We start from the raw sequence: 18,410 nt of genomic DNA, 5'->3' as shown, positions 1-18,410 counted from the left end.
CTGGACCCCTTCTTTTTTCTGTCAGACTGCCGTGTCCACGTGGAGACAGTACGTGAAACGGCCAAGTGTCAGCGCGACCTGTGAGGGTGCGCTGATTTTGTGAAAATGGCGTCCCGCGGTGATGCCCTGGTGTGGCCGCCGTCGATGTGCTGGCCCTGTCAAAGCCGGTGATCAGAAAAAAGATGGGGGTTCGGGGGAATTCATTCCCCCGACCTGCTTCAAATCTTCTCTTCCCCTGGCCTGTGCTGAAGCCCCAACCTCAAGCGGCACAGCCCTGCTGTTTTGCAGTTTCCCGACCCACCCGGCCCTGGCTTATGAAGCGGGCCGGACAAGCGCAGGATGATGGTGGGATGAACCGTGCGACGAAGCTCGCCGCCGGCAGTGTGGTCGTGTCGCTCGGCGTGCTGGGGCTGAAGGCGCTGGCCTGGTGGCTGACCGGCAGCGTGGCGCTGCTGGCCGATGCGCTGGAATCCATCGTCAATGTCGCGGCGGCGGGGGCGGCGTTGATCGCGGTGCGGCTGGCGGCCGCGCCGCCGGACGCCAACCATCCCTATGGCCATGCCAAGGCCGAGTATATTTCCGCCGTGCTCGAGGGCGTGCTGATCGTGCTCGCCGCGCTGCTGATCCTGAATGAATCCTGGCATGCCTGGCAGGCGCCCTCGGCGCCGGCGCTGCCGGTGCAGGGCCTGGCCATCTCGGTGGTGGCGACGCTGATCAATGGCGGCTGGGCGGCGGTGCTGTTTCGCGAGGGGCGCAAGCTGCGCTCGCCGGCGCTACTGGCCGATGCGCGGCATCTGCTGGCCGACGTGGTGACCTCGGGCGGCGTGGTGGTCGGCGTGGGCATCGTGGCCGCCACCGGGCTGCTGTGGTTCGACCCGCTGCTGGCCGGGCTGACAGCGGTGAACATCCTGTTCAGCGGCTGGGGGTTGCTGCGCGACAGCGTCGGCGGGCTGATGGACGAGGCGGTGGAGCCCGAGCTGCTGACCCGCATCCGCGGCCTGGTGTCGCAGGAGGCCCAGGGCGCGATCGAGGCGCATGACCTGCGGACCCGCCATGCCGGCAGCACCACCTTCGTCGAGTTCCACCTAGTGGTCCCCGGCGAGATGCGGGTGGCGGAGGCGCATGAAATCTGCGACCGGATCGAGGCGGCGCTGAAGGCGGCGCTCGGCAGCGCGGTGATCACCATCCATGTCGAGCCCGAGGGCAAGGCGAAGCACCAGGGCGTGCTGGTGCTGTAAGGGAGGCTTGGCCATGGTCCGACTGGACATCATCACCACCCGCGGCGGCGATGGCGGGCAGACCTCGCTGGGCGATGGCAGCCGGGTGGCGAAGGACACGCTGCGGATCGAGGCGATCGGCGCGGTGGACGAGGCCAATGCGGCGATCGGCCTGGTGCGGCTGCACAGCACGGGCGAACCGGATGCCATGCTGGCGCGTATCCAGAATGATCTTTTCGACCTGGGCGCCGATCTCTGCGTGCCGGACCTGGCCGCCGAAGGACGGCTGCGCATGGCCGACAGCCAATGCGCCCGGCTGGAGGCGGAGGTGGCGGCGATGAATGCTGGCCTGCCGCCGCTGCGCTCCTTCGTGCTGCCGGGGGGGACGCCGGCCGGGGCCCAGGCGCATCTGGCGCGCACCATCGCGCGGCGGGCGGAGCGGGTGGTGGTGGCGCTGGCCGCGGTGGAGCCGGTCAATCCGGTGGCGCTGCGCTACCTGAACCGGCTGTCGGACCACCTGTTCGTCATCTCGCGGGTGCTGAACGGTGGCGCGGATCCGCTCTGGGTGCCCGGCGCGGCGCGCTAAGCTCAAGGGCGCGGCGCGTTAGACGACCCAGTTGAAAGCGGCGACGCCCATCAGGCACAGCGCCACCAGCACGCCGGTGGCGAAGAGGCAGCCGGCGATGGTCAGGCCCAGGCCGATGCCCATGACGCGGCTGTCCTGCTCGACCAGGCCCAGCGCCATGACGATGGTGCCGAAGGCGGGCGGGCCATTGGTGCCGGGACCGGGCAGGATCAGCATCAGCGCGGCATAGGCGGCGGCCCAGCCGGCGAGGCGCTCGGCGAAGGGGGTGGTGAACCAGCCGGGGCGGGGCTTCAGGAAGCGCTCGACCGGCCGCAGCCAGCGGGACGAGGCGCCTGCCAGCCGCAGCAGGTCGGTCCGCTTGATGCTGCGCCGCGCGATGAAGCCGGGCAGGCGCGGCGTGGTCAGGCCCATGCCCATCTGCACGCCCAGGATCAGGATCGGCAGGCCGAAGACGCTGGCCATGCCGGGCAGCATGCCGGGCAGGCACAGCAGCAGGATCAGCAGGCCGAAGCTGCGCTCGCCGAAGGCGGCGGTCATCTCGCCCAGGGTGATGCGCTCGCCGGGGAAGCTGGCCGCGACCTGGGCCACGATGCGGGTGATCGGCGCCCGTTCATCCGAGCCCGGGTGACTGCCCCCTTGGTCGCCGCCCTGCGGCAGCGTCGCTCCATCGATCATGCGGGGCCCGTCATCCTGTCGCGCTCATCCCTGCGGCTGGCGGGCCCCTGTCGCCGGGCCGCGCATTGTGCCACGGGAGATGAGGATGCGGGCCGCCGGCTTCAATCGCTGGTGGCCCGGGGAAGGGGCCCAGGCAAGGGGAATGCCATGCAACCGGTGGACCTGGCGCTCTGCCTGGCGGTCGATGTCTCGGCCAGCGTCGATTTTTCGGAATTCGGCCTGATGGTGGGCGGGCTGGCGGCCGCCTTCCGCCAAAGCGATATCGTCGCCGCCTGCACGGCTGGGCCGAAAGGCGCCGTTGCGGTGGCGGTGCTGTTCTGGTCGAGCGGCGCCGAGGTGGCGGTCCCCTGGACGCGCATCGACGGCGAGGCGGCGGCCGGCGCCCTGGCGGAGGCGCTCGACAACGCCCCCCGCCTGCCGCAGCCGGGGGCCACGGCGCTGGGGCCGGGGATGGTGGCGGCGCTGGCGCTGCTGGCGCGCTGCCCGGCGGAGGCGACGCGGCTGGCACTCGATGTCTCGGGGGATGGCGCGCACAACCAGGGCCGCGCGCCGGGGCCGGTGCGCGATGTCGGCGTGAATGCCGGGGTCACCATCAACGGCCTGGCCGTGCTGAACGAGGAGCCCGACCTGCTGGCGCATTACGAGGCCGAGGTGATCGGCGGCCCCGGCGCCTTCGCCATGAGCTGCGCCGACTATGCCGACTTCGCCGAGGCGATCCGGCGCAAGCTGCTGCGGGAGATCCGCGGCGGGGCGATGGTGGCGTGAGGCGCTGATTTCCACGCCATGGGATCGGGATTGGTTCCCTGAAGCCTGCGCGAAATCGTGGTGCCGCGCGGCTTCACCGGGCCTGGCGTGCATGGCAGTCTCGGCGCCCTGGTTTCGCAACAGGCGGGAGGAACGAGCATGGCAGGCGTGTTTTGGCACGAGGGGCAGTGGCTGACCGAGGAGCCCAAGGTGCTGGGCCCGATGGACCACGCTTTCTGGCTGGGCTCGATCCTGTTCGACGGGGCGCGGTCGATCCGCGGCCTGGTGCCGGACCTCGACCTGCATTGCCAGCGGGTGATCCGCAGCACCCAGGCGATGGGGATGAAGGCCAAGCTGACGGCCGAGCAGATCGAGGCGCTGTGCCGCGAGGGCGTGGCCAAGATGGGGCCGGAGGCGGAGCTGTATATCCGCCCGATGTTCTTCATCCGCCGTGGCGTCGGCGCCGCGCAGCCGGACCCGGAGAGCACCGAGTTCATTCTGTCGGTCTATGATTCGCCGATGCCGGATGTGTCGAAGGGGTTTTCCGCCTGCATGGCGCCGTTCCGCCGGCCGGCTTCCGACATGGCGCCGACGGATGCCAAGGCGTCCTGCCTGTATCCGAACTCGGCGCGGGCCGCCGGCTATGCCCGGCAGCAGGGCTATGACAATGCCGTGGTCTGCGACCCGGAGGGCAATGTCGCCGAATTCGCCACCTCCAACCTGATGATGGTCAAGGACGGTGTGGTGATGACCGCGGTGGCGAATGGCACCTATCTGGCGGGCATCACCCGGTCGCGGGTGCTGGGGCTGCTGAAGACGGCGGGGATCGAGACGCGGGAATGCGTCATCACCCCGCAGATGCTGCGCGAGGCCGACGAGATCTTCGCCACCGGCAATTTCGGTAAGGTGCAGTACTGCACCAACTTCGAGGGTCGGGCCTTGCCGATCGGCCCGATCGGCCAGAAGGCGCGCGCCCTGTATTTCGACTGGGCGGAGCGGACGAGCCGCCTGTTGCCGAAGGCCGCGTGATGGGAGGTCCAGGAACCTCAGGTTCCTGGCCGGGAGAGTTTGAGAGGGGCAGCGCCCCTCTCAAGGTGCTGGTCCAGACCGAGTCTGTGCTTGTCATCGACAAGCCCGCCGGCCTGCCGGTCCATGCCGGCCCGCGCGGCGGCGCCAGCCTGGAGGATTTCCTGCCCTGGCTGGCCCAGGGCAAGCGCCACCTGCCGCAGCCTGCGCATCGCCTGGACACGGACACCGCTGGCTGCCTGGTGCTGGGCCGCACCAAGCCGGCGCTGGCCGAGCTCGGCGCGCTGTTCGCGGGCGGCCGTGCGAAGAAGACCTATTGGGCGGTGGTGGTGGGCGGCCCCACGGCGCAGTCCGGCCGGATCGACCTGCCGTTGCGCAAGGTCAGCAGCAAGGCGGCCGGCTGGCGGATGGAGACGCATCCCGAGGGCCAGGCTGCCTTGACCCGCTGGCGGGTGAAGGGCCGCGGCCAGGGCCTGACCTGGCTGGAGCTGCGGCCGGAGACGGGGCGCACGCATCAGCTGCGGGTGCATTGCGCGTCGCAGGGCTGGCCGATGCTGGGCGACCCTTTCTACGGGCGCGAAGCGAAAGGCGGGCTGCATCTGCTGGCCCGCGCCATCGCCCTGCCGACCACGCCCCCGATCGAGGCCGAGGCGCCGGTGCCGCCGGCGATGCAGGCCGGCTTCGCCGCCTGCGGCTGGCACGCGGCGGCATGAGCGCCATCACCCGCTGGTGGCAGGCGCGCACCGCCGGCGGGTCGCTGCGCGATGCGGTGCGGCAGAGCGAGCTCGGCATCCTGGCGCTGGGCGCCGTGGCCGGGCTGGTCAGCGGGCTGCTGGCGGCGGGGCTGGGCGGCGCGGCGCGCGGCATCCACTGGCTGATCTTCGGGCCGGAGAGCCAGCACGGGCTGTCGGTGCTGCGCGACGCCGACCCGCTGGCGCTGCTGCTGGCGCCGGCGGCGGGGGGGCTGCTGCTGGGGCTGCTCGGGCTGCTGCTGGCGCGGTGGCGGCCGCGGCAGCCGGTCGATCCGATCGAGGCCAATGCGCTGCATGGCGGGCGGATGTCGATCTGGGACGGCGTCGTCGTCGGCGCCCAGAATCTTTTGTCGAACGGCTTCGGCGCCTCCGTCGGGATGGAGGCGGCCTATACCCAGGTCGGCGGCGGCATCGCCTCGAAGCTCGGGCGCGGCTTCGGGCTGCGGCGCGGCGACCTGCGGGTGCTGGTGGGGTGCGGCGCGGCCGGCGCCATCGCCGCGGCCTTCGGCGCGCCGCTGACCGGCGCCTTCTATGCCTTCGAGCTGGTGATCGGCAGCTATGCCATCGCCCATCTGGCGCCGGTGATGGCGGCCGCGGTGGCGGGCTCGCTGGTGGCCAGCGCGCTGGGCACGGGCACGCCGGTGCTGGCCGCCGGGCTGGCGACGCCGGATTGGGAAGACACGGCCCTGGCGCTGGTGATCGGGCTGGCGGCGGCGCTGGCCGGCATCGCGCTGATGCGCGGCGTAACGCTGGCCGAGGCCGGGCTGCGCCGCGTCATCCCCTGGGGCACGCTGCGGCCGATGGCGGGCGGGCTGATGGTGGGCGGGCTGGCGCTGGTGACGCCGGCGGTGCTGTCGGCAGGCCACGGCGCGCTGCACCTGGCCTTCGTGGTCGAGGGCGCGGCGCTGCCGCTGCTGGGGCTGGCGCTGCTGAAGGCGCTGGCCTCGGCGATCTCGATCGGCAGCGGCTTTCGCGGGGGCCTGTTCTTCGCCTCGCTGCTGCTCGGCGCGCTGCTGGGCAAGCTGGTGGCGGCGGGGGCGGCGGAATTCGGCGTCACCGTCGACCCGCTGCTGGCGGCGATCGTGGGGATGAGCGCCTTCGGCACCGCGGTGATCGGCGCGCCGCTGGCGATGAGCTTCATCGCCCTGGAGACGACGCAGAGCTTCGCGGTCGCCGGGGTGGTGGTGCTGGCGGTGATCGCCTCGGGCACCACGGTGCGGCGGCTGTTCGGCTATTCATTCGCCACCTGGCGCTTCCACCTGCGCGGCGAGGGTATCCGCAGCGCGCATGACGTCGGCTGGCTGCGCGACCTGACGGTGGGCAAGCTGATGCGGCGGGAGGTGCGGACGGTGAAGCTGGACACGAAGCTCGCCAGCTTCCGCCGCGACTTCCCGCTGGGCTCGATGACGCATGTGGTCGCCCTCGACGAGGCCGACCGCTATGCCGGGCTGATCCTGGTGCCGGAGGCCTATGCCGAGGGGCTGGACGAGGCCGCCCCCGTGGCCCAGCTGGTCCACCTGCAGGACCAGGTGCTGCTGCCGGCGCAGAACGCCAAGCAGGCGATGGCGCTGTTCGACGCGACGGATGCGGAGGCGCTGGCGGTGGTCGACCAGCGCGACACCTCGCGGCTGCTCGGCCTGGTCAAGGCGTCCTACCTGCTGCGCCGCTACAGCGAAGAACTGGACAAGCGACGGCAGGACGAGCTGGGGATGGCGGGCTGAAGCGACCCGCCGCCCGACCGCTGCTCGTTCAGTCGTAAATGCGGAAGAACTTGCGGGCGCTGATCAGCGACGCCTCGCGCTGGTTGCGCGATTCCATGATGCTGAGCAGCTTCTCGCCGAGCTTCTCGTACTTCTTGACGGCGGTGGCGTCCTGCGGCGTCTTCTTCAGCAGCTCCTTGGTGGCGGCGAGCTCCTTGAGCGCGGCCTGCTGCAGCCCGGTCCAGTCCTGAAGATCCTTCAGGCTGTCCTTGATCAGTTGCACCTGGTTCTTGCGTTCAGCCAACGACATGCGGAATCCCTTCCCGATCTTGCACGGAAATAACGTAAAAATTGCAGTTTAAGCTTGTTCGCTAATGCAGCATGAAACGGTAAAGCTGTCGATCTGATTCCGGAATTGGTTACGCTGTCGGCTGGTGATTTTCGCGGTCAGGCGCTGCCGTCAGGCCAAAGAAAAGGCCGCACCGTTGCCGGTGCGGCCCGTTTCACAACCTGGGCGGGTAGGACCCTCAGGCGGCGCGCTGCAGCACGCCGAGCTCCTCGAGCGCCCCGCGCATCGCGCCGAGGGCGAAGCGCATCTCATCCGGCCCGACATGGCCGATGCAGCCGATGCGCATCGTCGGCGCCTCGGTGTTGAAGAAATTGCTGATCAGCACGCCGCGGCGCTTCAGCGCGTCGACGAAGCCCTGCAGGGTGAAGCCCGGATGCTGCGGCTGGTGGAACAGGGCGATGATCGGGCCCTGGTCCTTCCAGTCGAGATAGGGCTGCAGCCCCAGCGCCTGGGCGCCCTCGTAGAGGATGCGGCAGTTCTCGCGGTAGCGGGCGAGGCGCGCCGGCTGGCCGCCCTCGGCCAGGAAGATGTCGAGCGCCACGCCGAAGGCATGCAGCGCCTGCACCGGCGGCGTGAAGCGGAAGCTGCCCCAGCCGGCGCGCTGCGCGGTGTGGTAGACATCGGCCAGGTCGAAGGACCACGAACCGGCATTGCCGGTGCAGGCCACCACCCGCTCGATCGGCGAGACGGCGAAGGCGATGCCGGGCAGCCCCTCGATGCACTTGTTCGAGGTGAAGACCACCGCATCGACCTCGGGCTGCGCCGACAGGTCGAAGGGCAGCGCGCCGAAGGCCGAGACGGCGTCGACGATCATGCGCCGGCCGGCGGCGCGGACCACCTCGCCGAGGGCGGGCACGTCGTTGACCAGCCCGCTGCCGGTCTCGGAATAGACCACGCCCAGATGGGTGATGGTCGGGTCCGCGGCCAGCACGGCGGCGACGGCGGCGGGGTCGACGCTGCCGGTGTCAGGGGCCGGCAGGTTGACCACCGTGCGGCCGGCTTCCTCGGCCAGCCGCGTCATGCGGTCGGCATAGGCGCCGTTGCGCACGATCAGCAGCTTGCCGCCCTGGACGGGGACGAAGGTGCGGATCGCGGCCTCGGTGATGAAATGCCCGGCGCCCTGCAGCGGCAGGCAGGCATGCAGCCCGGCCTTGCCGCCGGCCAGGTCGCGGACCTTCTCGCGGATGGCGATGTATTCGGGAGCGAAATCGCGGTCCCAGGGGGCGATGTCCACGGCCATCGCGGCCCGCACGTCGGGGCGGGTTTGCACGGGTCCGGGAATGAGCAACAGCATGAGATGATCCTGAGGATGCTGCCAAGGGGGAAGCCGTCCGGAAGCCGGCGGGCCCGACCCGCGCCTCTGCACAAACAGCAGGCGCAGACTGCGCCGGGATAAGGCAGAAGGGAACCCCCCAAGGCCGTGCCGTGCCGGCGAAGGCTTGGCGTGGCGCCGCGGATCGCGCAGAAGCGAAGGCCGATCGCCCCAGGAAGACCCGTGATGCCGCGCCTCAGCCTCGTCCAAGCCGAACTCCTGGCGCAGGCCGCGCTGCGCGGTGCTGGCGCCAGCCCGGCCATGGCCGCGGCGACGGCCCGCGCCTTGGTCGAGGCCGAGGCGGTCGGCCAGTCCGGCCATGGCCTGTCCCGCGTGCCGCAATATGCCGGCTTCCTGGCCAACGGCCGGGCCGATGGCGCCGCCGAGCCGGTGCTGCGCGCCGGGCGCGGCGGGGCGGTGCTGATCGATGCGCGCAACGGCCTGGCCTTCCCGGCGCTGGCGCTGGCCGAGCAGGAGGCGATCGAGCGTGCGCAAAAATTCGGCGTCGCCTGGGTCGGCGTGACAGACAGCCACCATGCCGGCGCGCTGGGCCTGCCGGTGCGGCGGCTGGCGCAGCGCGGGCTGGTGGCGCTGGCCTTCGCCAATTCGCCGGCGGCGATGCCGGTGGCGGGCGGGCGGCGGCCGCTGCTGGGCACCAATCCGGTGGCCGCGGCCTTCCCGCGGCGGGATGCGGCGCCGCTGGTGATCGACCTCGCTTTGTCGCAGGTGGCGCGCGGCCGCATCGCCCAGGCGGCGAAGGCGGGCACGCCGATCCCGGAAGGCTGGGCGCTGGATGCGGCGGGCCAGCCCACCACCGACGCCACGGCGGCCATGGGCGGCGCCATGCTGGCCATGGGCGGGCAGAAGGGCGCGCTGCTGGCGATGGTGGTGGAGCTGCTTTGCGTGGCGCTGGCCGGCGCCGCCTTCGGCTTCGAGGCTGACAGCTTCTTCGAGGCCGAGGGCAACCAGCCGCGGCTGGGCCAGGCGCTGCTGGCGGTGGATCCGGGGGCGCTGGCCGGGCAGGCCGCCTTCCTCGACCGCGTCGAGACATTGGTGACGACGATGCTGCAGGATGACGGCGTGCGGCTGCCCGGGGCGCGGCGCGACGGGCTGGCGGCGGTGGCGGCGCAGGAGGGTATCGAGGTGCCGGCAGGCTTGCTGGCGACGCTCGAGGAATTGGCCAGGCTGGGAGGAAAAGCATGAGCGAGGCACAGGAAAAGACGGCGGCGGCGCCGGGGCATCAGGGTCAGCAGGGGCAGCAGAGTCATCAGGGCCTTGGCCTCGGCGTGATGCTGCCGCCGCTGGTGCTGCGGGGGGTGCAGAATCCGCGCTACGTGCTGGGCTCGGCGGCGGGGCGGTGGATGCTGCTGGCCTGCCTGCCGAACGCCGCGGCCGGCGCGCCGTTGGAACAGGCGCTGGGCCCGCACCGGGCGCGCTTCGACGACCGCGCCGCGGTGCTGTTCGTCATCACGGGCGACCCCGCCGACCTGGCCGAGGGCCGGCTGCGCGACCAGCCGCCCGGCATCCGCATGCTGGCCGACGCCGACGGCACCGCGTTTCCGGCGCTGGGCTTCGACCGGGCGCAGGGCGGGCTGCTGCTGCTGGACCCGATGCTGCGGGTGCTGGCCTCGGCGCCGCTGGCCCAGGCGGCGCAGCTGCTGAACCTGTTCGCGGGACTGCCGGCGCCGGCGCTGCATGCCGGCATGGCCGAGCTGCCGGCCCCGGTGCTGGTGCTGCCCCGGGTGCTGGAGCCGGCGCTGTGCCGCCACCTGATCGGCCTCTACGAGCAGCAGGGCGGCGAGGCCTCGGGCTTCATGCGCGAGGTCGATGGCCGCACCGTGCTGGTGCAGGATGCGGCGCATAAGAAGCGCTCCGACCTGACCTTGCAGGACCAGGGGCTGCTGGCCGGGCTGCGGGCGCGGCTGCAGGCTCGGTTGGTGCCGGCGCTGAAACAAGCCTTCCAGTTCGAGGCGACGCGGATCGAGCGCTATATCGTCGCCTGCTACGACGCCGCCGAGGGCGGGCATTTCCGCGCCCATCGCGACAACACCACGGCCGGCACCGCGCATCGCCGCTTCGCCGTCACCATCAATCTCAATGCGGAGGAATTCGAGGGCGGCGAGCTGACCTTCCCGGAATTCGGCCCGCGCCGCTATCGCGCGCCGACCGGGGGGGCGGTGATCTTCTCCTGCTCGCTGCTGCACGAGGCGCAGCCGGTGACCAAGGGCCGCCGCTTCGCCTTCCTGCCGTTTCTCTACGACGAGGCGGCGGCGGCGCTGCGCGACCGCAACCGGCACCTGGTCGGCGACAACTTGGTCCCGGGGGGCGCCGCGGGGTAAGGGAGGCCGATACGGGGGGCGGCGTCCCCCGGCCTTTTTTGTGAAGTGATCGCCCGATGAAGTCCGAGCCTGATCGCCTGTGCGGCCTGGCGGCCGTCGCCGCCGCCTTCCGGCACCGTCCGCAGGCGGTGCTGCGGCTGTTCTACCTGGACAGCCGCCGCGCCGAGGCCGGCGGCTTCTGCCAGCAGATGGCCCGCGCCCGGAAGCCGTATCGGGAGGTCCCGGCGGAGGAGCTCGCCAAGATCGCCGGCACCACGCATCACGGCGGCATCGTGGCCGTCGCGACGCCGCGCGGGGTGCCGGAGCTGGTCTCGCTGTCGCAGCTGCCCCCCCTGTCGCAGCAGCCGGGCGGGCTGCTGCCGATCCTCGACGGCATCGGCAATCCGCACAATCTGGGCGCCATCGCGCGCTCGGCGGCCTTCTTCGGCTGCCAGGCGATGCTGCTGTCGGGCGATCCGCGCCAGGCCGGCCTGTCCGATTCGGCCTGGCGCACCAGCGAGGGCGGGCTGGAGGCGCTGGCGCTGTTCCATGCCCCCGGCCTGGTCGCGGTGCTGCGCGGTATCGCCCCGCGCTACCTGACCGTCGCCGCCGTGGCGCGGGGCGGGGTTGCGCCGGAAGCATTGCCGCGCGACCGGCCGATCGCCCTGGTGCTGGGCAATGAGGAGCAGGGCGTGCTGCCGGCGACCGAGGCGGCCTGTGAAGCCCGCGTGACTTTGCCCGGATCGGGGGCGGTGGAGAGCCTCAATGTCTCGGTCGCCGCCGCCGTGCTGATGCACGCCCTGGTTGCGCCGGGCAGCACCACGCGGTTGTGAAAGATAACATTCGCGCCATCTAAACGCTTGCCCTCCTGGCGGCGATTGGCCAGAACGCGCCCCGGAACCCAACCGGAGCTCCCAAAACCATGACCATTCTTCGCCGCCGCGCCGTGCTGGGCGCTGCCGCCACCTTGCCGGTCGCCTCGATCCTTGCCCTGCCGCATGTCGCGCGGGCCCAGGCCGGCTTCCCCTCCCGCACCCTCCGCCTGGTGGTGCCCTTCGCCGCCGGCGGCTCGGTCGACATGACCGGCCGGCTGATGGCGCAGATGCTGCAGCCGGTGCTCGGCCAGACCATCGTCGTCGACAACCGCGGCGGCGCCGGCGGCAACCTGGGCGCGGCCGAGGCGGCGCGCTCGGAGAAGGACGGGCACACGCTGCTGCTGGCCTCCTCCTCGATCCTGGCGGCCAACAAGTTCCTGTACCGCAAGTCGATGCCGATCGACCCGATCACCGACCTGGCGCCGGTGACCCGCGTGACCACCGGCACCGTCTACATGACGGTCAACAGCAACAGCCCGTACAAGACCTTCCAGGACGTCATCGAGGCGGCCAAGAAGAACCCGGGCAAGCTGACCATGGGCTCCTCGGGCACCGGCACCATCAGCCATCTGACGATCGCCAAGATCAGCAAGCTGACCGGCGCCGACATCACCCATGTGCCGTATCGCGGCGGCGCCCCGGCGCTGCAGGACCTGCTGGCCGGCAACATCGACATGATGTTCGACGTCATCCCGCTGTCCATGGCGCATGTGCGCGAGGGCCGCATCCGCGTGCTCGCCGCCGCCTCGGCCGAGCGGACGACCTTCTCGGACGACCTGAAGAACGTCCCCGCGATGAAGGAGCTGCTGCCCGGCTCCGGCATCGACATGCAGTCCTGGTACGGCATCAACGTGCCGTCCGGCACCCCGGCCGACCGCATCGCGGCGCTGCACAAGGCGATCGTCGGCGTCGTCGACACCGCCGCCTTCCGCGAGAAGATGGAGCCGAACGGCTTCACCACCATCGTCGACGCCAGCCCGGCCGCCTACGGCACCTACCTGAAGTCGCAGGAAGCCGTCTGGCAGGCGCTGGTCGAAGAGTCGGGCGCCAGCCTCGACTGATGTTGTCCCCCGGTTCCGGCCGGGAGGAAGCAGGGGGGGCGTCCGGGAAGCCGGGCGCCCCTTTTTTGTGCCGGCTGATTTCCAGGCCGGACGATTTCCAGGCCGGACGATTCCAGGCCGGGCGATTCCGGGCCGGGCCATTTCCGCTTGGCCCGCCCTGTGCATCGCGGCAGGCTCCCGGGGCTCATGCCCGCTGCCGGAGATGCCGCCATGACCGACCTCCCCCTCGGCCGCCGCCGCCTCGCGGCCCTGGCCGCGACGCCGCTGCTGGCGCGACCGGCCCTGGCGCAGCGGCCCGCCGCCCTGAAGATCATCGTGGCCTTCCCGCCCGGCGGCGCGCTCGACCTGCTGGCGCGGCTGCTGGCCGAGCGGCTGGGGCCGGTGCTGGGCCAGCCGGTCACGGTGGAGAACCGCGCCGGCAATGGCGGCGCGCTCGGCGCCGAGGCGGTGGCCCGCGCGGCGCCGGATGGCGGCACCCTCGGCCTGCTGGGCCTGACCACCTGGACCGCCATGCCGGCGATCTTCCCGCGGCTGCCCTTCGAGCCCGCGCGCGACTTCACGCCGCTGACCCTGGTCTCGGCCGGGGCGCTGCTCTGCGTGGTCCATGCCGGGACGGCCGCCGCCCGCGGCTGGGACGATTTCCGCGCCCTGGCGACCTGGGCGCGGGCGCATCCGGGCAAGGTCACCATGGGGTCCTCGGGCAAGGGCACCGCCTCGCATCTGTGCCTGGCCGCGGTGAACCAGGCGACCGGCGCGGCGATCGAGCACGTGCCCTATCGCGGCGGCGGCCCGGCGATCCAGGACCTGCTGGCCGGCAATGTCGACATGATGTTCGACGTCATGCCGGCGCTGCTGCCGCATGTGCGCGACGGCAAGCTGAGGGCGCTGGCGGTGTCCTCTGCCCGGCCGCTGGCGACGCTGCCCGGGGTGCCGGGCATGGCGGGCTTCGCCGATCTCGGCCTGGGCGCGCTGGACCTGGTGACCTGGAACGCCATGGCGGCGCCGGCCGGCCTGCCGGCGCCCGTCGCCGACCGGCTGCTGCAGGCGATCCGCCTGGCCGCCACCGGCGCCGATTTCCGCGAGCGGCTGCGCCCGCTGGGCTACGAGGCGGTGGTCAGCGACAGCCGCGGCGAGCTGACCCAGCTGATCGAGCAGCAGCGCCCGGTCTGGCAGCGGCTGGTGGCGCTGGCCGATGCGGCGCAGCCCTGAGGGGCACAGCCGAAAAACCACGCAGCCGCCGGCCGGATCCGGGGTTATCCTGGGTGGAACAGCCCAGAGGAAACCCCATGCGCCGCATCCTGCTCGCCGCCGCGTTCAGCCTCGGCGCCAGCCAGACGGTCCTGGCCGCCGATCCGCCGACCTGCCCGGATGCGGCGGCGATGCAGGCGATGGCCGCCTCGCTGCTGTCCAACGCCCCGGTCCAGGCCTTCACCGGGAATTTCTCTCTCGCCGACGGGCTCTGCGCCCAGGGCAAGCTGGTGCCCGCGATGAGCGCCAAGCTCGGCGCCCTGGTCGGCTGGAAGGTGGGCCTGACCAACGAGGCCGCCCAGAAGCGCTTCGGCACGACGCATCCGCTGGCGGCGCCGATCTATGAGGCGACGGTGCGGGCGCGCTCGGGCGCCAGCCTGCCGGCCGCCTTCGGCGCGGTGCCGGTGGTCGAGGCCGACCTGATCGTCCGCATCCGCGACGCCGGCATCAACCAGGCCGGCGACGACCATGTCGCCATCCTGCGCCATATCGACCAGGTGATTCCCTTCATCGAGCTGCCCGACCTGGCCCTGGCCGAGATGCGGCAGATGAACGGGCCGAACCTGCTGGCGGTCGGCGTCGGCGCGCGGCTGGGCGTGGTGGGCGAGCCGATCACGCCGGAGGCGACGTCAGACTTCGCCGCGCGCCTGGGCAGCATGCGCGTCCGCCTGGCCACCGGGGAGAAAGAACTGGCGACGGCGCCGGGGTCGGCGCTGCTCGGCCATCCGCTGAACGTCATCCCCTGGCTGGTGAAGGACCTGGCCAGCCGCGGCCTGGCGCTGAAGCCGGGCGACATGATCTCGCTCGGCGGCTTCTCGCCGGCGGTGCCGGCCGAGGCCGGCAAGACCTATACGACCACCTATACTGGTCTGGTCGACCAGCCGGTCAGCGTCAGCGTGACGCTGCAATAGGCAAGCTTTCTGACAACCGGAAGAAACCTTTGTTGCGCCGGGCGAATTTCTTGCCCGGTGCTGGAATGCCGTTTCTACTCTTGACCGATGCGTGATCCGGGCGCATCGCCCCCCGACCCCGAACGGCCTTCGCTGTGCCCGTCACCCCTGTTGAGAGGTGCCCGACGCCATGCTCGCGCTCCGCATCATCCCCTGCCTGGACGTCAAGGATGGCCGCGTCGTCAAGGGCGTGAACTTCGTCGCCCTGCGCGATGCCGGCGACCCGGTGGAGCAGGCCCGCGCCTATGACGCGGAAGGCGCCGACGAGATCACCTTCCTCGACATCGGCGCGACGCATGAGAATCGCGACACCATGTACGACGTGGTCTCGCGCACCGCGGCCGAGGTCTTCATCCCGCTGACCGTCGGCGGCGGCGTGCGCAGCGTGGACGATGTCCGCAAGCTGCTGCTGGCCGGCGCCGACAAGGCCAGCATCAATTCCGCCGCCGTCAGCGACCCCGATCTGGTCAGCCGCGCGGCGCAGGCCTTCGGCAGCCAGGCCATCGTCGTCGCCATCGACGCCCGCACCGTCGCGCCCGGGAAGTGGGAGATCTTCACCCATGGCGGCAGGCGCGCGACGGGGATCGACGCGCTGGACTGGGCGGCGCGCATGGAGAGCCTCGGCGCTGGCGAGCTGCTGGTGACCTCGATGGACCGCGACGGCACCAAGTCCGGCTTCGACCTCGACCTGCTGCGCGCGCTGCGCGCCCGGGTGCGGCTGCCGCTGGTGGCCTCGGGCGGCGTCGGCGAGGCGCGGCATTTCGTCGAGGGCGCGCAGGCCGGGGCGACCGGGCTGCTGGCCGCCAGCGTCTTCCACTATGGCGAGATGCGCATCGGCGAGGCCAAGGCGGCGCTGGCCGCGGCCGGGCTGCCGGTGCGCCCCGCTCCTTTGGCGAAGGTGGCCTGAATGGCGAAGCTGGCGAAGAAGAAGGCGGCGGCCAAGGCCGTGGTCAAGAAGGTCGGGACCAAGAAGGCCGTGGCGAAGAAGGCCGTGACCAAGAAGGCCGTGACCAAGAAGGCTGGGGCGAAGAAGAAGGTGGTGGCGGTGGTCGAGAACAGCGCGAATGCCGTCAGGCCCGCCGCCAAGCTGCGGGCCAAGGTGAAGCTGGCCAAGCCGAAGGCCAAGGCCAGGGCCGCGCTGCCGCTGCCGCCGGAGATCCCGGCGGTGGCGGGCCCGAAGAAGGCGACGCTGAAGGCCGAGGCGCGGCACCTGCAGCCGCTGTCGGTGCCCACCACCGGCGACATCGCCGTGCTGACCCGGCTGTGGGAGACGGTGGAGGCGCGCCGCCTGTCCGGCGACACCACCGCGTCGCATTCCGCCCGGCTGATGGCGCGCGGCACCGACAAGGTCGCCCAGAAGCTGGGCGAGGAGGCGGTGGAATGCGTCATCGAGGCGATCCAGGGCAATCGCCGCGGCACCGTCATGGAAAGCGCCGACCTGGTCTATCACCTGCTGGTGCTGTGGGTGGATGCCGGCATCCGCCCGGAGGAGGTCTGGGCCGAGCTCGAGCGGCGCGAGGGCATCTCGGGCATCGCCGAGAAGGCCGCGCGGCCCAAGGGCATCCTGAAGGCCGCGGACACCACGAAGCTTCCCTGAGCCCGGCCTTGCGCCGCGGCGCCGGGCCCCTGGAGCAACCTGTCTTCGGAAAGACGAAGACAAGTTGCTCCAGGTCTTTGTTTGGTCGCGTGATTCCGGCTTTTCGGTGATTCCACCTCAGGCCAGCACGCTCTAGTCTGGCGCCTGGAAAACACAGGAGCCCGACCATGCCCGTCTCCGGTCTGCCGCCCTATGACGACGGCAATATCTTCGCCCGCATCCTGCGCGGCGAGATCCCGGCCCGGAAAGTGTTCGAGGACGAGCACGCGCTCGCCTTCCACGACATCGCCCCGCAGGCGCCGGTGCATGTGCTGGTGATCCCGAAGGGCCGCTATGTCTCGGTCGCCGATTTCTCCGGCCAGGCCAGCGCCGAGGCGGTGGCGGGCTTCTGGCGCGCCGTCGCCCAGGTGGCCAAGCAGCTGGGCCTCGAGGGCCAGGGCTTCCGCGTGCTGACCAACATGGGCGCCGATGGCGGCCAGGAAGTGCCGCATTTCCACGTGCATATCTTCGGCGGCAAGCGGCTGGGCGCCATGCTGGTGCCGCAGCAGGATGCCGGCGGCCAATAAGCGACGCGCGCCAGGCTGCGCCCCGGGCGACCCTTGACCCGGCGGGTCGGCATCGCCACGACTCTGGGCATGGCCGACCCTCTCTCCGAAGCCCGCGCCGCGCTCGATGCCGCGGGCCAGATGCCGGATGCCGAGCTCGACATCGCCGGCACCGCCCTGCAGCTGGCGCGCATCGACGCGCCGGACGCCGATTGGGGGGGCGCCGCCGCGCATCTCTCCGAGCTGGCGCGTGCCACCGTCACCGCCGCCGCGGCCGATCCCGCGGCCGATGCCGGCGACCCGCTGCGCCGCGCCGCGCTGCTGTCCTCGCTGCTGCAGGACCGCTTCGGCTATGTCGGCGACCGCGACACCTACGAGGCGCCGAGCAATGCCAATCTGCTGCGGGTGATCGAGCGGCGGCGCGGCCTGCCCGTGGCCCTCGGCCTGCTGTGGCTGCACGCCGCCGAGGCCGCCGGCTGGGCGGCGCATGGGCTCGACTTCCCCGGGCATTTCCTGGTGGCCCTGGAAGGCCCCCAGGGGGGTGCCGGCGGCGCGGTGATCGACCCCTTCCATGGCGGCGGGGCGCTGCAGGCGCCGGAGCTGCGCGCGCTGCTGAAGTCGATGCAGGGCCCGCAGGCGGAGCTGCAGCCGGGCATGCTGGGCCCGGTCGCCCGGCGCGACGTGCTGCTGCGGCTGCAGAACAACATCAAGCTGCGGCGGCTGCGGGTCGGCGACCTGGCCGGCGCGCTGGCCTGCACCGAGGACATGCTGCGCTTCGCCCCCGACACCGCGCCGCTGTGGCGGGAGGCCGCGCTGATGCACCAGCGGCTGGACCGCATCGGCGCCGCGCTGCAATGCCTGGACCGCTTCCTGGCCCTGGTGCCGGAGGGCGATGCGGCGCTGCGGGCGCGGGCGCTGATGGTGGAGCTGCGCCAGCGCCTGCACTAGGGCGCCGGCGCTAAGCCTTCAGTTGACGTCCTCGGTCGCCGAGACGCCCCAGATATCGCTGCGCTTGATGTAGCCGCGGTGGTCGGCGACCTGCACCTCGCACCAATGGCTTTCGGCGCGGCAATGGCGGATGCGGCCGACCACGCCGACCGTCAGCCGGGCGACGACGCTGCTGCCCTCGCCCTCGCTGCGGTGCAGGCTGCGCTCCTGGCCGCGCACCAGGAAGGTGCGGCGGCCGGCCAGCGTCGACTGGTGCACCCAGCCCTCGGTGCCGTCGATGTCGCGGATGCGGCGCCACTGGTTGTATTCGCGAATGATCTCCACCGGCATGTCGCGCCGCTGGTAGGTCCATTCGATCGGGAAGCGGGTGTCCGGCCCGATCCGCAGATTCACCTCGTCGCTGCGCAGCGAGACGAAGCGCGGCACCGGCAGGCCGGTGACCGTGCCGGGCTGGTTGGCCAGCGGTTCCGGCGTCGGCTCGGGCGCGGGGGGCGGGGCCGGGCCTGT

Annotated in this window: 20 protein-coding genes; 16 read left to right on the top strand and 4 right to left on the bottom strand. The window is 71.8% G+C overall.

Annotated features, from left to right (window positions below; genetic code table 11):
* Nucleotides 1-350 precede the first annotated feature (350 nt).
* Both GVN67_RS12330 and GVN67_RS12325 read left to right on the top strand, forming a co-directional pair.
* Nucleotides 351-1,238 carry a cation diffusion facilitator family transporter gene (locus GVN67_RS12330; RefSeq protein WP_159996288.1) on the top strand — a complete coding sequence of 296 codons (888 nt, stop codon included), beginning with the start codon at nt 351-353 and terminating at the stop codon, nt 1,236-1,238.
* Between the two features lie 13 nt (nt 1,239-1,251).
* Entirely contained in the window at nt 1,252-1,803 is a 552-nt protein-coding gene (locus GVN67_RS12325) for a cob(I)yrinic acid a,c-diamide adenosyltransferase (protein WP_159996286.1), read from the top strand.
* Nucleotides 1,804-1,821: 18 nt separating this feature from the next.
* Here the strand turns inward: GVN67_RS12325 and GVN67_RS12320 are convergent, their stop codons facing one another.
* Entirely contained in the window at nt 1,822-2,478 is a 657-nt protein-coding gene (locus tag GVN67_RS12320) for an exopolysaccharide biosynthesis protein (RefSeq protein WP_159996284.1), read from the bottom strand.
* 147 nt (nt 2,479-2,625) lie between these two features.
* Between GVN67_RS12320 and GVN67_RS12315 the strand changes: the two genes are divergently transcribed.
* The 4 genes from GVN67_RS12315 (at nt 2,626) to GVN67_RS12300 (ending at nt 6,721) form a co-directional block, all read left to right on the top strand.
* Nucleotides 2,626-3,243, top strand: coding sequence for a DUF1194 domain-containing protein (locus tag GVN67_RS12315; RefSeq protein ID WP_159996282.1), 618 nt, complete (start codon nt 2,626-2,628; stop codon nt 3,241-3,243).
* A gap of 138 nt (nt 3,244-3,381) precedes the next feature.
* Nucleotides 3,382-4,251: a branched-chain amino acid aminotransferase gene (locus GVN67_RS12310; RefSeq protein WP_159996280.1), complete on the top strand. Its 870-nt coding sequence runs from the start codon at nt 3,382-3,384 to the stop codon at nt 4,249-4,251.
* An 86-nt stretch (nt 4,252-4,337) separates the two neighbouring features.
* The gene (locus tag GVN67_RS12305) at nt 4,338-4,961 is read left to right on the top strand and encodes an RluA family pseudouridine synthase (protein WP_235035264.1); all 624 of its coding nucleotides are present in this window, start codon (nt 4,338-4,340) and stop codon (nt 4,959-4,961) included.
* Entirely contained in the window at nt 4,958-6,721 is a 1,764-nt protein-coding gene (locus GVN67_RS12300; RefSeq protein WP_159996276.1) for a chloride channel protein, read from the top strand. The genes GVN67_RS12305 and GVN67_RS12300 overlap by 4 nt, the downstream gene beginning before the upstream one ends.
* 28 nt (nt 6,722-6,749) lie before the next feature.
* Here GVN67_RS12300 and GVN67_RS12295 read toward each other — a convergent pair whose 3' ends face one another.
* Both GVN67_RS12295 and GVN67_RS12290 read right to left on the bottom strand, forming a co-directional pair.
* The gene (locus GVN67_RS12295; protein WP_159996274.1) at nt 6,750-7,010 is read right to left on the bottom strand and encodes a hypothetical protein; all 261 of its coding nucleotides are present in this window, start codon (nt 7,008-7,010) and stop codon (nt 6,750-6,752) included.
* A 217-nt stretch (nt 7,011-7,227) separates the two neighbouring features.
* The gene (locus tag GVN67_RS12290) at nt 7,228-8,343 is read right to left on the bottom strand and encodes a 2-aminoethylphosphonate--pyruvate transaminase (RefSeq protein WP_159996272.1); all 1,116 of its coding nucleotides are present in this window, start codon (nt 8,341-8,343) and stop codon (nt 7,228-7,230) included.
* Between the two features lie 204 nt (nt 8,344-8,547).
* Between GVN67_RS12290 and GVN67_RS12285 the strand changes: the two genes are divergently transcribed.
* The 10 genes from GVN67_RS12285 to GVN67_RS12240 all read left to right on the top strand — a co-directional run bounded on the left by GVN67_RS12285 (nt 8,548) and on the right by GVN67_RS12240 (nt 17,903).
* Nucleotides 8,548-9,564, top strand: coding sequence for an Ldh family oxidoreductase (locus GVN67_RS12285; RefSeq protein WP_159996270.1), 1,017 nt, complete (start codon nt 8,548-8,550; stop codon nt 9,562-9,564).
* Nucleotides 9,561-10,700 carry a 2OG-Fe(II) oxygenase gene (locus GVN67_RS12280; protein ID WP_159996268.1) on the top strand — a complete coding sequence of 380 codons (1,140 nt, stop codon included), beginning with the start codon at nt 9,561-9,563 and terminating at the stop codon, nt 10,698-10,700. The genes GVN67_RS12285 and GVN67_RS12280 overlap by 4 nt, the downstream gene beginning before the upstream one ends.
* A 56-nt stretch (nt 10,701-10,756) precedes the next feature.
* Entirely contained in the window at nt 10,757-11,512 is a 756-nt protein-coding gene (locus GVN67_RS12275; RefSeq protein ID WP_159996266.1) for an RNA methyltransferase, read from the top strand.
* 89 nt (nt 11,513-11,601) lie between these two features.
* Nucleotides 11,602-12,615 (top strand): tripartite tricarboxylate transporter substrate binding protein, encoded by a 1,014-nt coding sequence (locus tag GVN67_RS12270; RefSeq protein ID WP_159996264.1) that lies wholly within the window; start codon nt 11,602-11,604, stop codon nt 12,613-12,615.
* Nucleotides 12,616-12,825: 210 nt separating this feature from the next.
* Nucleotides 12,826-13,824, top strand: coding sequence for a tripartite tricarboxylate transporter substrate binding protein (locus GVN67_RS12265; RefSeq protein ID WP_159996262.1), 999 nt, complete (start codon nt 12,826-12,828; stop codon nt 13,822-13,824).
* A gap of 77 nt (nt 13,825-13,901) precedes the next feature.
* Nucleotides 13,902-14,774 carry a 2-keto-4-pentenoate hydratase gene (locus GVN67_RS12260; RefSeq protein ID WP_159996260.1) on the top strand — a complete coding sequence of 291 codons (873 nt, stop codon included), beginning with the start codon at nt 13,902-13,904 and terminating at the stop codon, nt 14,772-14,774.
* Between the two features lie 169 nt (nt 14,775-14,943).
* The gene (hisF, locus tag GVN67_RS12255; RefSeq protein ID WP_159996258.1) at nt 14,944-15,720 is read left to right on the top strand and encodes an imidazole glycerol phosphate synthase subunit HisF; all 777 of its coding nucleotides are present in this window, start codon (nt 14,944-14,946) and stop codon (nt 15,718-15,720) included.
* A complete protein-coding gene (locus GVN67_RS30550) occupies nt 15,721-16,410 on the top strand; it encodes a phosphoribosyl-ATP diphosphatase (RefSeq protein WP_408906354.1) in 690 nt (229 codons plus the stop codon). It begins immediately after the preceding gene.
* A gap of 167 nt (nt 16,411-16,577) precedes the next feature.
* Complete coding sequence (locus GVN67_RS12245) at nt 16,578-16,976, top strand: histidine triad nucleotide-binding protein (RefSeq protein WP_159996256.1); 399 nt, start codon at nt 16,578-16,580, stop codon at nt 16,974-16,976.
* Nucleotides 16,977-17,045: 69 nt separating this feature from the next.
* Complete coding sequence (locus tag GVN67_RS12240; protein ID WP_159996254.1) at nt 17,046-17,903, top strand: SirB1 family protein; 858 nt, start codon at nt 17,046-17,048, stop codon at nt 17,901-17,903.
* 18 nt (nt 17,904-17,921) lie between these two features.
* On the opposite strand, the gene GVN67_RS12235 is transcribed toward GVN67_RS12240, so the two are convergent.
* The coding region (locus GVN67_RS12235) for an SH3 domain-containing protein (RefSeq protein ID WP_368667237.1) at nt 17,922-18,410 on the bottom strand (489 nt) is incomplete at its 5' end.

The organism is Roseomonas sp. 18066 (assembly GCF_902706185.1).
Taxonomy (GTDB): Bacteria; Pseudomonadota; Alphaproteobacteria; order Acetobacterales; family Acetobacteraceae; genus Pseudoroseomonas.
The sequence above is the reverse complement of the archived record's forward strand: the minus strand, read 5'-3'. Positions and strand labels throughout refer to the sequence as shown.